This window comes from Geopsychrobacter electrodiphilus DSM 16401 (assembly GCF_000384395.1).
Taxonomy (GTDB): Bacteria; Desulfobacterota; Desulfuromonadia; order Desulfuromonadales; family Geopsychrobacteraceae; genus Geopsychrobacter; species Geopsychrobacter electrodiphilus.
Genome location: NZ_ARWE01000001.1, coordinates 487,286 through 500,100, shown reverse-complemented (window position 1 = coordinate 500,100; position 12,815 = coordinate 487,286). Strand labels below are relative to the sequence as shown.

Annotated in this window: 11 protein-coding genes; 6 read left to right on the top strand and 5 right to left on the bottom strand. The window is 58.3% G+C overall.

Going from position 1 to position 12,815, the window contains the following annotated elements:
- Nucleotides 1-35: 35 nt before the first annotated feature.
- From nuoF to D888_RS0102325, 4 genes are read right to left on the bottom strand one after another with little or no spacing between them, the layout of a single operon-like run.
- Nucleotides 36-1,307: an NADH-quinone oxidoreductase subunit NuoF gene (gene nuoF / locus D888_RS0102340; RefSeq protein ID WP_020674914.1), complete on the bottom strand. Its 1,272-nt coding sequence runs from the start codon at nucleotides 1,305-1,307 to the stop codon at nucleotides 36-38.
- The gene (gene nuoE, locus D888_RS0102335; RefSeq protein ID WP_020674913.1) at nucleotides 1,304-1,792 is read right to left on the bottom strand and encodes an NADH-quinone oxidoreductase subunit NuoE; all 489 of its coding nucleotides are present in this window, start codon (nucleotides 1,790-1,792) and stop codon (nucleotides 1,304-1,306) included. The genes nuoF and nuoE overlap by 4 nt, the downstream gene beginning before the upstream one ends.
- 57 nt (nucleotides 1,793-1,849) lie before the next feature.
- Nucleotides 1,850-4,231 carry an NADH-quinone oxidoreductase subunit B/C/D gene (locus D888_RS0102330; protein ID WP_020674912.1) on the bottom strand — a complete coding sequence of 794 codons (2,382 nt, stop codon included), beginning with the start codon at nucleotides 4,229-4,231 and terminating at the stop codon, nucleotides 1,850-1,852.
- Nucleotides 4,228-4,680, bottom strand: a complete 453-nt coding sequence (locus D888_RS0102325; RefSeq protein WP_020674911.1) for an NADH-quinone oxidoreductase subunit A — start codon at nucleotides 4,678-4,680, stop codon at nucleotides 4,228-4,230. The genes D888_RS0102330 and D888_RS0102325 overlap by 4 nt, the downstream gene beginning before the upstream one ends.
- A gap of 317 nt (nucleotides 4,681-4,997) precedes the next feature.
- On the opposite strand from D888_RS0102325, the gene D888_RS0102320 reads away from it, so the two are divergent.
- A complete protein-coding gene (locus D888_RS0102320) occupies nucleotides 4,998-5,387 on the top strand; it encodes a DUF6982 domain-containing protein (RefSeq protein WP_020674910.1) in 390 nt (129 codons plus the stop codon).
- Nucleotides 5,388-5,464: 77 nt separating this feature from the next.
- Here D888_RS0102320 and rnhA read toward each other — a convergent pair whose 3' ends face one another.
- Nucleotides 5,465-5,938 carry a ribonuclease HI gene (gene rnhA / locus D888_RS20460; RefSeq protein WP_020674909.1) on the bottom strand — a complete coding sequence of 158 codons (474 nt, stop codon included), beginning with the start codon at nucleotides 5,936-5,938 and terminating at the stop codon, nucleotides 5,465-5,467.
- Between the two features lie 175 nt (nucleotides 5,939-6,113).
- Between rnhA and hyfB the strand changes: the two genes are divergently transcribed.
- The 5 genes from hyfB to D888_RS0102290 are packed head-to-tail and all read left to right on the top strand — an operon-like array spanning nucleotide 6,114 to nucleotide 12,808.
- Nucleotides 6,114-8,120: a hydrogenase 4 subunit B gene (gene hyfB, locus D888_RS0102310; RefSeq protein WP_020674908.1), complete on the top strand. Its 2,007-nt coding sequence runs from the start codon at nucleotides 6,114-6,116 to the stop codon at nucleotides 8,118-8,120.
- Nucleotides 8,117-9,061 carry a respiratory chain complex I subunit 1 family protein gene (locus tag D888_RS0102305; protein ID WP_020674907.1) on the top strand — a complete coding sequence of 315 codons (945 nt, stop codon included), beginning with the start codon at nucleotides 8,117-8,119 and terminating at the stop codon, nucleotides 9,059-9,061. The genes hyfB and D888_RS0102305 overlap by 4 nt, the downstream gene beginning before the upstream one ends.
- Before the next feature lie 5 nt (nucleotides 9,062-9,066).
- On the top strand, nucleotides 9,067-9,744 hold the full coding sequence (locus D888_RS0102300) for a hypothetical protein (RefSeq protein WP_020674906.1): 678 nt from the start codon (nucleotides 9,067-9,069) through the stop codon (nucleotides 9,742-9,744).
- A complete protein-coding gene (locus D888_RS0102295) occupies nucleotides 9,741-11,207 on the top strand; it encodes a hydrogenase 4 subunit F (protein WP_020674905.1) in 1,467 nt (488 codons plus the stop codon). Before D888_RS0102300 ends, D888_RS0102295 begins: the two co-directional genes overlap by 4 nt.
- Nucleotides 11,204-12,808 carry a hydrogenase large subunit gene (locus D888_RS0102290; RefSeq protein ID WP_020674904.1) on the top strand — a complete coding sequence of 535 codons (1,605 nt, stop codon included), beginning with the start codon at nucleotides 11,204-11,206 and terminating at the stop codon, nucleotides 12,806-12,808. The genes D888_RS0102295 and D888_RS0102290 overlap by 4 nt, the downstream gene beginning before the upstream one ends.
- Nucleotides 12,809-12,815 lie beyond the last annotated feature (7 nt).

Genomic DNA, 12,815 nt, shown 5'->3' with positions numbered 1-12,815 from the left:
GGACTGCGCCTCACGCCTCACACCTCACTCCTCAGCTAAAAAGGGCAGCGCCCCTTGTCAATATGATCAATAACTTCCTGCTCAAACAGACGCAGCAGACCGTCCAGCGGCCCCATCGCGCCATCGGCCAGAGCGCAGAAACTCCGACCGCTGATATGTTGCTGCTGGTCCCGCAACATCTGCAAATCATCCAGGGTCCCCTCGCCGTTTTCGATCTTCTCCAGCAACCAGCAGACCAGCGGCAGGCCGTCGCGACAGGGGGTACACCAGCCGCAACTTTCCCGGGCGAAAAAGCGCAGCAGGTTCAGGGTCACACGCAGCATGCAGGTCTGATCGTCGAACACCGTCACCCCGGCGGTCCCGAAGCGACTCCCGACAGCAGCCAGTGGATCGAAATCGAGGGCAATATCCAGATGTTCCCCTGTCAGATAGGGGGTCGAGGCTCCTCCCGGCAGACAGGCCTTGAACTTGCGGTTGCGCCAGACCCCGCCACCATAGGCTTCGATCAATTCGCCCAACGGGATGCCGACCGGCAACTCGAAGCATTCGGTCACATTCAGGTGCCCGGAGAGGCCGAAGAGCTTGGTCCCCGCCCCTTCATGATTACGCGCCAGCCCCTTGAACCACTCGGCGCCGCCATTCACAATGTGCGGGATATTGGCCAGGGTCTCGACATTGTTCACTGTGGTCGGACGGCCGAACAGTCCGCTCTGGGCCGGGAACGGCGGCTTGAGGCGTGGATTGGGACGCTGCCCTTCAAGACCGTTCAGGAGTGCGGTCTCCTCACCGAGGATATAGCGCCCGGCGCTGCCGTGCAGGTGCAGTTCGAAATCGAAGCCGCTGCCACAGATGTTTTTACCCAGATAGCCAGCCGCCGTTGCTTCGGCAACCGCCTGCTGAAGATTCTTCAGCTGTTGATCATAGGCGTAGCGGATGAAAATGTAACCGGTATCTGCGTTGAGCGCATAAGCTGAAAGGATCATCCCTTCGATCAGCTGATGCGGGTCAGCGGCCAGGAGTTCGCCATCCTTATAGGTCCCCGGCTCCATCTCGTCGCAGTTGCAGACCAGGTACTTGGGCGCCGGCTTATCGGCCGGAAAGAACGACCATTTCAGGCCAGTCGAGAATCCCGCGCCGCCACGCCCGCGCAAGCCCGAGGCCTTGACCAGGGTTACGATCTCGGCAGGCGACATCCCCTTCAGCGCCTTTTCAAGCGCCGTATAGCCCCCGGTCTTGCAATAATCCTTGTAAGAAACAGTTTTTCCCGGGACCCTGTTTTTGAACAGCAGTTGTGGAGTTGCGCTCATCGGGCCACCTCTTTGCGCAATTGATCAATCAGCTGATCAATCGCCTCAACTGTCAGATTGCCATGAAACTTACGCCCGATCATGATTGATGGCGCCCGTCCGCACCCGCCCAGGCAGCAGGTCGGCAGCAGGGTAAAGAGACCATCTTCGGTTGTCCCTCCCAACTCAATCCCGAGCAGCTCCTGCAGATGGGCGGCAATCTGCTCTCCACCCCGCGTCCAGCAACAGATCGAATCACAGATGTGGATCGGATAACGCCCGACGGGCTGACGGTAGATCTTGTCATAAAAGGTTGCGACCTCTTCGACATCGATGGTCGTAACCCCCAGGGTCTCGGCCACGAGCTCCACCCCCTCATCCGGAACCCAGCCGTAATGATCCTGAATCTCACGCATGAAATCGACCACCAGCTCACGCCGATGTTCGGTCTTCTCGGCCTTGGTCCGAAAGGCCTCGATCTGTTTTTTGGGGAGAAGTATTTTCATAGTCTCAATTTATATACCTAAATCGTTCAGGGCGGAGGATAAGAGTCTTTCTGCCAACTATCGATCCAGATCGGCCAGCACAAAATCGATACTCCCCAGGATGGTAATCAGATCCGCCACCAGCCAGCCACGGCTCATCTCGGGGACAAGTTGCATATGCGGGAAACTCGGAGTGCGGATGCGGCAACGATAGGCGCTGCTCCCGCCGTCACTCACCAGATAATAGCCGCACTCTCCCTTGCTCGACTCAGTGGCTCGGTAAACCTCGCCCTGCGGCGCGCGTGGCCCGCTGCTGACATTAACAAAATGATGGATGAGGCTCTCGATATCCTTGAGGCCGTCCTCGCGCTGCGGATAACCGTAACGATAATCGTCGGTCATCCAGCGCCCGACCGGCATACCGCTGGCCGCCTGTTTAATAATACTTAACGACTGGCGCATCTCTCCCATCCGCACCCGGTAGCGCGCGTAACTGTCGCCAGCGGTCTCGGTCACCACCTCAAAATCGAAACGCTCATAGCCGCTGTAGGGCATGGCACGCCGCAGGTCCCACTCAAAGCCGGTGGCACGCAGGTTGGGTCCGCTGATCCCCCAGTCAAGCGCCTGCTCAAGACTGATTGCGCCGATCCCTTCGGTGCGGGCACGGAAGATCGGACCATCGCTGAGCAGCTTATCCAGCTCATTGATCCGCGCTTCAAAGCTGCTGGTGAAAATGTCGACCCGCTGCTTCCAGCCGTCAGGTAGATCCTTGGGCAGGCCGCCGATACGGAAAAAAGAGGGGTGCATGCGCCCACCGGTCACCAGTTCGATAATATCGAAGATCTTTTCGCGCGATTCAAAACAGTAAAAGACCGGGGTCATCGCCCCGACATCATGAGCGAAGGTTCCCAGCCAGACCAGATGATTCGCCAGCCGGAACAGCTCGCACAGCATCACCCGAATGACTTCGGCGCGTTCCGGCACCCGCACCCCGAGCAGGGTTTCGAGGCTGTTCAGGTAGGCGAGGTTGTTCTGCACCCCGGAGAGATAGTCGATACGATCGGTGTAGGGGATAAACTGGGCCCAGTGTTGACGCTCGCCGATCTTTTCAGCCCCACGGTGATGATAACCGAGATCGACATCGACATCCGAAATCTCTTCGCCGTGCAGGCGCAGGACCAGCCGCAGAACGCCATGAGTACCAGGATGATGCGGACCGAGATTCAGTACCATTGAACCATCATCGGCCCCCTTGAGCGGCACCAGCAGATCCCCGTCGACCGGCAGCATGCCGAGCGCCGTTTCTACGGTAAACGGCGCCATCTCGGTCGCGCGCGAAGGGTGATCCTTGCGCAACGGGTGCCCTTCCCAACTGGCAGGCATCAGGATGCGGCGCAGATCAGGGTGGCCGCGAAAGTCGATGCCGAACATGTCATAGACCTCACGCTCGTACCAGTTGGCGTTCGGCCAGATATCGACCACCGACACTCCCTGGGGTGGCGTATTCTTCAGCGGCACCCGCACCCGCAGGTAACCGCGACGCTCAAAACTGAGCAGATGGTAAATGAGGGTGAAATCATGCCCCGGACGTTTGAGTCGGGCACGTTCATCAATGGCGGTAATATCCTCGAGGCGGCGGTAGGCGGGTTTGGCTTCGTTTTTCAGATAGCGCAACAAGGCCGGCAGCAGTTCCGGCGTGGTGCGCAGGGTCGGCATGTCGGCCGCCTCTTCTTCGTAGTGCACTTCGCCATTAAAGCGCTGACGAATCTCATGGTAAAGCTCTTCAAAATCGTCGTTGGAAAAGACCTTGGGTTGGGGTGGCCGCCAGGTCATATTATCGCGATTACCTACAAAATGGGGATGCTGCTGCGCACTGCCGCGCAGCGCGGCCGGGCCATACCCGGGACCACGCGGGTCACGGCTCTTGGTGGCGCCGTCGATCAACACCGGAGCGCTAGTCCCTTCACTGCCGCCAGACAGGCCCAGAACCTTGCGCGCCGGATGCTCTTCGGCGGCAATCTTCTCCTGCAGGGTGATGAGCCCCTGAATAAAGGCCTCGGGGCGCGGGGGGCAACCGGGGATATAAACATCAACCGGCAGAATCTGGTTGACCCCCTGGATCACCGAATAAACATCGTACATGCCGCCCGAATTGGCGCAGCTCCCCATGGCAATGACCCACTTGGGGTTGGGCATCTGCTCATAGAGGCGCAAAATCGCTTCCCCCATCTTTTTAAAGGGGGTGCCCGAGATAATCATCAGGTCGGCTTCACGCGGTGTGCCGCGCAGGACTTCGGCGCCGAAGCGCGACAGATCAAAGCGCGGAGTCATGCTGGTCATCATCTCGACGAAACAGCAGGAGAGCCCGAAGAACATCGGCCAGAGGCTGTTCTTGCGGCCCCAGTTGATCAGATCATCCAGTTTGGCCAGCGCAACATTGGGTGGCAACTCTTCGTTCACTGGTGTCCTCCCCGGACTCGGCCGTGAACAAACCGGGAGCCCCAGTCGAGACCACCCTTCTTCCACAGATAGAGCAGGCCGAGAAACAGAATAACTATAAAAAAGGTGATTTGAGCAAAACCGGCCCAGCCGAGACGATCCCAGGTGACCGCCCAGGAGACGACAAAGATCGCCTCAACATCAAAGACAATAAAGAAGATGGCGACCAGATAGAAGGGAACCGGCTCACGCAGGCGAGAATCCCCCGTCGGCAGCACGGCGGACTCATAAGGCTGTCCTTTGACGACGCCGCCGGTGCGATGACCCAAAAAGCGCGTAATCAGCAGAAGAATACCGATCAACGCCACTGCAATCAGCGCATAAAGCCCCAAAGAGACCAGCGCTTCAGTCGAAGGCCGCAGCGCGGAATGCAGAGATTCGGTGGTCGTTGCCACAGCAGATGCCGCCATGAACCCTCCGGGATGAGATCATATAAACGAATCAAGTAGAATCAACTAAGCGAATCGACGCCAAGCATAACACACCAAAAACTGCGCCGGGTAGCCGGTATGAGGAAAAAAATCCTGTGCCTTGAAATGAGATGCCTCTGCAGCCAGAATTAATCAATATGGAGTATTCATTAATCAAAACCACGGTCTGCTTTTGTTTTTTTTGATTAAAACGACCAGGTAAGTTATATTTTCATCCAGTACTTCTGATCGATCAAAGGCTTAGGCTAAATAAGAATCTCGTTCGCGGGAGATATCGCAGAGGAGGCCTGACTGAAATGAAGAATAAAGTTGTGGTTCACTACTCAAACGGAAACATTGACAAAGGCGAAACAGGAGATTTTTTCCCCAACAAACCGCATTTCCATCTTCAACCCCTGGGCTCGAACGAAACAAAACAGATCAACATGCAGACTCTCAAAGCTGTTTATTTTGTTGAGACTTTTGAGGGCAACAGTAACGCCGATAAAGAAGATATCAAACTCGAACGGGCCGGTTTCGGCAGGAAACTGAGGGTTCAATTCGAAGACGGTGAAGTCCAGTACGGCTATACTCAGGGATACAGCCCAGACCGCCCGGGCTTCTTTGTTTCTCCCTGCGACCCGAGTAGCAACAATATACGTATTTTTGTCGTGACCGGATCCACTACCTCGATAAAATTTGTCTAGTCAGTTGCCTTGGAGAGACCAGACAAACCCCACGAGGCGATATATAAATGGTTGGATAGACAGAAGGGATCTGCCTCTTAGAGGTGGGGCTTTTCTGTTTTCTGGTCAGTGGGGTTCCCGCTTTTAAAATTATGCTCTATTGCTGCCCGTGCCAATTCGTCGCAGCGCTCGTTTTCAGAATGCCCGTCATGCCCCTTGACCCAGCACCATTCGATGTCATGAATTTTTTGCAATTCAAGAAGTTGTTCCCAAAGATCACGATTCGCCACCGGTTTGCGCTGAGAATTTTTCCAGCCGTTCTTGACCCAGCCCTCGAGCCATTCGGTCATCCCCTTTTTCAGGTACTGTGAATCGGTCGTCACCCGCACCTTGCAGGCGCGCTTGAGAGCCTTGAGCCCCTCGATCGCACCGGTCATCTCCATCCGGTTATTAGTCGTTTCGGACTCGAAACCGGAGAGTTCTTTGCAATGCCCATTGTAGCAGAGCAACGTCCCCCAACCCCCCGGGCCGGGGTTGCCGCTGCAGGCACCATCTGAAAAAATTTTTACCATGCGGCGTCTGTCCCTTTCATTTTTTGAGCGGGAAGATAGCATAGACCTTCGGCAGCGAGCAAACTCCCCGGCCTCTGGACATTTGACAGTCCTCAAATAGCGTTCTAGAATACCCTGCCGGCGCAACGGAACACTCTTCTTTCGTTGTGATCGCTGAAATTTAGGGGGTCCAGACGTGCCACTGTTTATCGCCAAGATTGCTGTCACCTTTGCGCTGCTCTCGGCATTTATCCCTCCTCTTTTGGCACACTGGCCGCGGTTGTCAAAGCTGCTGGCATTCACTCTGCTTGGCCTGGCCGGATTAAGCGCACTCGTGGCAGGAGGGATGGCACTCCTTCACCCCCATCCCCTGCATGAAACCCTTCCCGTCGGGCTGCCCTGGCTGCATGCGCAAATCCAGCTCGACCCACTCGCCGGTTTTTTCCTGGTGATTGTTGGTCTGGTCACTGCCGTTATTGCCTGCTACGGACCCGGCTATTCCCGTGAATTCGAAAGCGCCGAACAACCTCTCGCGCCGCTGACGATCTTTAGTGGCCTGTTTGTCACCAGTATGTTCTTGTTATTGCTGACGGCAGACGCCTTCTCCTTCATGTTCAGCTGGGAGTTGATGTCTGTTTCCAGTTATTTTCTGGTCTCCTACCAGCATCACAAAGTCGAAAATCGCAGTGCCGCCTTTCTCTATCTGTTGATGGCTCAGGTCGGTGGCCTGTGTATCCTGCTCGGTTACGGGGTCCTGGCCGGATTCGGCACCGATTTCAGTTTCACGGCCATGGCTGCGGCACAGCTCTCAAGTGGTTGGCAGACCATCGCCTTCTTGCTGGCCTTTGTCGGTTTCGGCATGAAAGCGGGGATCGTCCCTTTACATGTCTGGTTGCCTCAGGCGCATCCGGTGGCGCCCTCACATATCTCGGCGCTGATGTCCGGGGTGATGCTCAAGGTGGCGATCTACGGTTTTATCCGTTTCACCTATGATCTTTTGGGTGAGATTCACTGGACCTGGGGGGTACTGGCCCTGATAATCGGTGCCGCATCAGCGCTGTTAGGGGTACTTTATGCGCTGATGCAACACGACCTCAAACGTCTGCTGGCTTATCACAGCGTTGAAAACATCGGGATCATCTATATCGGGCTCGGGCTCTCGATGATCTTCGCTGGCACCGGTCATCCGGCCCTGGCCGCGCTGGGCCTGGTCGCGGCACTCTATCATTGTCTGAACCATGCCCTCTTCAAAAGCCTGCTGTTCCTCGGTGCCGGTGCCATTCTGCAGCAGAGCCGTCAGCATGATATGGAGCAGATGGGCGGCTTGATTCGCCGCATGCCGGTCACCGCCAGCTGCTTTCTGATCGGCTGCATCAGTATTTCGGCCCTGCCCCCCTTCAACGGCTTTGTCTCGGAATGGTTGACCTTTCAGGCCGCCCTGCAGGGTTCAGTGCTCGAAAGCGGAGTGCTCGGTTCCCTGATCCCGGTGGCTGCGGCTGCTCTCGCCTTAACCGGTGCATTGGCGGCGGCCTGTTTTGTCAAGGTTTTCGGCGTGGTCTTCCTCGGCTTGCCGCGTAACCCTGTTGCCGAGCAGGCCCACGAAGTCACGTTCGGAATGCAATTTGCCCAGATAATTCTGGCCGCCTGCTGCCTGCTGTTTGGCGTTCTGCCGACCTGGACCATCGGCGCGCTGACCTCCATTTCCCAGAGTCTGCTCGGTGAAGGGCTCCCCGAAGCAAGCGCCCACGGCTGGCTGTGGCTGACCCCGGTCGCGCCTGAAACCGCCTCTTATGGTGCGCCCATGGTCCTGCTGGGTCTCCTGTTAGCCTGGCTGCTGGCCTGGTTATGGTTTCACCCCCAGCGGCGGCGCCTGCCGATGCGGCGTGGCGCCGCCTGGGACTGTGGCTTCGGCACCCTGAACGCACGCACCCAATACACCGCAACCGCCTTTAGCATGCCGATCCGGCGCATTTTCGGACCCGTCTGGCCGATCAAAGAACAGCTTGTAGCGGCAACGAGCAAGCACCCGCAACGCTATCTGTTGCAGATCGGCGATTGGGCCTGGCAGAAAATCTATCTTCCCCTCGGCAGCCTGGTACTGAGCGCCGCCAAACGCACGGCCATGATCCAGGGGGGGAATATCCGCGTCTATCTGGCGTACTCCTTCTTCACCCTGATCTTTATCCTCTGGGTGCTGGTATGAACGGCTGGTTGCTGGCAATCGTCCAGACCGGGGTCTTCATCGCCGCCGCACCGCTGTTCAGCGGTTGGGTCAAATGGGTCAAGTGTAAATTGCAAAACCGCCGCGGCGCGCCACCCTGGCAGCCGTACCGCGACCTAAATAAACTCTTCGGCAAAGAGATCGTTCTCGCCCGGAATGCCTCGCCGATTTTCCGCATTGCCCCCTACATTGTTTTCAGTGTCACGGCGGTTGCCTGTTCGGTGGTGCCGCTGCTAGCGGTCGGCCTGCCAACCTCGGCGTTGGCCGATGTGATTGTTCTGGTGGGACTTTTTGCTCTCGGCCGTTTCTTCCTCTCCCTGGCCGGGATGGACATCGGCACCGCGTTCGGGGGGATGGGATCCTCGCGCGAAGTGACAATTTCATCCCTGGCCGAACCCGCCATGCTGCTGGCGGTTTTCACTCTGGCGATGAGTGTGTCGAGCACCAATCTTTCGAGCATGATCAGCACCCTGCTGCAGCGCCCGTTTCACCTCTACCCCTCCTTCATCTTCGCCGCCATGGGGCTGGTGCTGGTGGCGCTGGCCGAGACCGGACGCATCCCGGTCGATAACCCGGCCACCCATCTGGAATTGACCATGATTCACGAGGCGATGATCCTTGAGTACTGCGGTCGGCATCTGGCGCTGATGGAATGGGGCGCCATGCTCAAGCTGATGCTCTACGCCGTGCTGCTGGTAAATCTGTTCCTCCCCTGGGGCGTCGCGCTCACCTTTGCCCCGGCCGCTCTCCTCTTCGCCACGCTCATACTGACGGTCAAACTCCTGCTCCTCGGTCTGGCCCTGGCCATAGCCGAAACCGGGTTGGCCAAAATGCGCCTGTTCCGCGTGCCACAACTCCTTGGGCTGGCCTTCATCCTCTCGCTGCTCGGCATGTTGAGCCACATCATCCTGGAGGTCCGCTGACGCGTATGGGAATCGAAGCCTTAAGTCTGAGCGAGCAACTGATCCTGACCCTGGCGGCGCTGATTCTGTTCACCTCGTTTCTGCTGTTAGCACAGACGCGCATGGTCAGCCTGATTCACACCTTTGCCTGGCAGGGCGCGCTGCTGTTTGCCGCCACAGTCCTGATGGCGACAAGTTCGGGACGTCATCACCTGTTCATTTCGGCCGGACTGACCCTCGCGCTCAAGGTGTTCTTCATCCCCTGGCAATTGCGACGTTTGGTCGTACGCCTCGATATCCGGCGCGAGGTTGAGACGGTCGGTGGCGCCTCGCTGATTATGATCGGCGCAGGGGCCCTGACCCTGTTCAGCTACTATGTGGTACTCCCCATTCGCGAGCTGTCACTGCTCTCGACGCGCAACACCATTGCCATTTCGTTGGCGATCATCCTCATCGGCATGCTGATGATCATCACCCGGCGTAAAGCGGTCGCCCAGGTGATCGGCTTCATGTCGATGGAGAACGGACTCTTTTTTGCCGCCGTCGTTTCAACCTACGGCATGCCGATGGTGGTGGAGTTGGGGGTGGCGTTCGATGTGCTGGTCGCCGCGATCCTCTTCGGCATCTTCTTTTTTCAGATCCGTTCCGGCATCGGTTCGCTCAACGTTGATCACCTGAACCGCCTAACAGAGGTGGATAAATGAATGCGCTCTATCTCTGCCTGCTGTTGCCACTGATCGGGACCCTGCTGCTGGCGCTGGTCGGCCATTGGCCGCGGGCCGGGTGGATCAATACCCTGTTGTGTATGGCCACCTTTATCGCCGCCCTGCAACTGGCGTTCAATATATTTGAACAGGGTCCGATGCTCAGCCCCGGCAAGCTGTTCTATATCGATGCCTTCAACGTCTATCTGATCCTGCTCAATGCCTTTGTCGGCCTGACGACCTCGATCTTCTCGGGCCCCTACATGGCGCACGAGGTCAAGATCGGCCGGGTCGATGATGGCCGCATGCGTCTTTACCACGCCATGTATCAGGGTTTTCTGTTCACCATGCTGCTGGCCCTTTCGACCAACAACCTCGGCATCCTCTGGGTCTCCATCGAGGGCGCGACCCTGGCCACGGTGCTGCTGGTCTCCCTCTATCGCACCCCCGAATCGATCGAGGCAGGCTGGAAATATTTTATCCTCTGCGGCGTCGGCATCGCGCAGGCGTTATTCGGTACGGTGCTGATCTACTTTGCCGCCGAACGGATTCTGCCCGGCAGCGATGATACCCTGCTCTGGAGTGTGCTCCATGAACATGCCGGCCAGCTGGAACCGGCGGTGCTGACCATCGCCTTCGCCTTTTTACTGGTCGGTTACGGCACCAAGGTCGGACTGGTCCCGCTGCACAACTGGCTGCCCGACGCCCACTCCGAAGGGCCGACCCCGATGTCGGCGATCCTCTCCGGGCTGCTGCTCAATATCGCGCTCTACGCGGTGGTGCGTTTCAAGATGATTGTCGACCCGGCCCTGGGAAACCATCTGGCCGGGCAGATGATGATGGGGTTCGGACTGCTCTCCTTTAGCGTCGCCAGTCTGTTGCTGCACCACCAGCGCGACGTCAAACGGATGTTCGCCTATTCATCGATTGAACATATGGGGCTGATGACCTTTGCCTTTGGCATTGGCGGCCCGCTCGCGACCTTCGGCGCGCTGCTGCACATGATTGTGCATTCCCTGACCAAATCCTCTATCTTTGTCACCGTCGGTCATGCCGCCCATGTGGCCGGAACCCAGAGCATCGCCGGGATCCGTGGCCTGATCAAGACCCAGCCGGTGGTGGGCTGGTGCTTGCTGATCGCAACCGTCGCGATCGCCGGGTTTCCGCCCTTCGGCGTTTTTACCAGCGAGTTTTTGCTCTTTACCGCCACCATCAAGAGCTGGCCCTGGCTGGTCATCCCGCTGCTCAGTGGCCTGGTTATCGCCTTCACCGGGCTGTTTCGCCACATTCAACCAATGGTTTTCGGTGAGCCACCGGCCGGTCAGGTCGCGGTGCCGGCCAATATGTGGCCCGTCATTCTCCACCTGCTGCTGGTCTTATTACTCGGCATCTCGATCCCCGGGGTGCTCGTCGACTGGCTGAATCAGGCGACAATCATGGTGGTCGGCCGGGGGGTATTATGAGTAAACGCCAGCCGCCCCAGATCCCCAGCGGGACAACCCGTGAATTTGCCGCGGCACTGCGCGCCATCGGAGTCGCCAGCACCGAGTCTCAAGCCCTGCACCCCGGCTGTCTCAGTTTGCAGATTTCCAGCTGTGACTGGGGGAAGGCCGCCGAACTGGCGCGGGATGAAAAACTGCGATTTTCAACCTGCTGGGGTGAACATTGCCCGCCAAATATCCTGATTTTCAGTCTCTTTGTGGGCGGTGATGGCCAGCTGCTGCTGCAGACCCAGGTGAGCGAAGAGGATCCCCAGCTCCCGGCTCAAACGCCTTTTTTTGCAGGCGCTTCACGACAGGAGCGGGTTCTGCAGGACATGCTGGGCGTGCAGTTGCTGGCGCATCCCGATCCCCGGCGCTGGCTGCGACATCAAGCCTGGAGCGAAGGCGACTTTCCCTTGCGCGTCGATTTCCCGCGCGCCGGACGCCCCACCGAACGAACACCGCCCGATTGTGATTACCCCTTCGCTGCCACCGAAGGCTCCGGAGTCTACGAAATCCCGGTCGGTCCCGTTCACGCTGGCATCATCGAACCGGGCCATTTCCGTTTTCAGGCGGTCGGTGAGAGGATCCTGCGTCTCGAAGAGCATCTGGGTTATGTGCATAAGGGAATAGAAAAGATCGCCGTCGGCCGTGACCTGGCGGGGCTGATCCGCCTGGCGGGACGGGTCTCGGGCGATAGCACAGTCGTCCACAGCTGGGCGGCCTGTCAGGCTGTCGAACAGGCGCTGGGGGTCGCCCCCTCAGCGCGGGCTCTGGCGCTGAGAGCAATCGCCTGCGAACGCGAACGGATCGCCAACCATCTGGGGGATATTGGCGCCGTCTGCAACGATGTCGGCTTCGCCTTCGCCCAGGTGCAGATGACGCGCCTGCGGGAATTATGGCAGCGCGACAACGCCCATGTCTTCGGTCACCGGCTGATGATGGATTATCTGCGGCCGGGCGGAGTCGCCGGCGATTTAAACACCGAACAGGTTCAACTGCAGCTCATGTCCTGCGGCACCTTGCGCATCGAAATTGTAGAGCTGATGCCACTGCTGCTCGAATATCCCTCCTTGCAGGATCGTCTGCGCGACACCGGGCTGCTCTCCCCTGCAAAAGCCGCAAGACTCGGCGCCCTCGGCTACGTCGGCCGCGCCAGTAACCATCAGTATGATCTGCGCCGCGACGCCCCCTATCCACCCTACGACCGCTTAAAGGTCGAAGTTCCAGCCTACATTGAAGGCGACGTCGCCCGCCGCGTGCGGGTCCGTGGTGACGAAATTCTGGTGTCACTAGGATTGATCGAAGAGCTACTGCGCAAGCTTCCCGCCGGGGAGCTTGCGACCGTTTGCTCCCTTCCCGGCCGCGAGGCGCAGGGCCTGGGACTGATCGAAGGCTGGCGCGGCGAAACCCTGGCCTATGTCAGACTCGGTGCCGACGGAACAGTGCTGCGCTACGCCCCCCGCGATCCCAGCGCCATCAACTGGCTGGCGCTGGAAGAGATGATGGACGATGTCATCGTGCCCGACTTTCCGGTCTGCAATAAATCGGTCAATGGGTCATACTCAGGGCACGATCTATAGAGGGAAT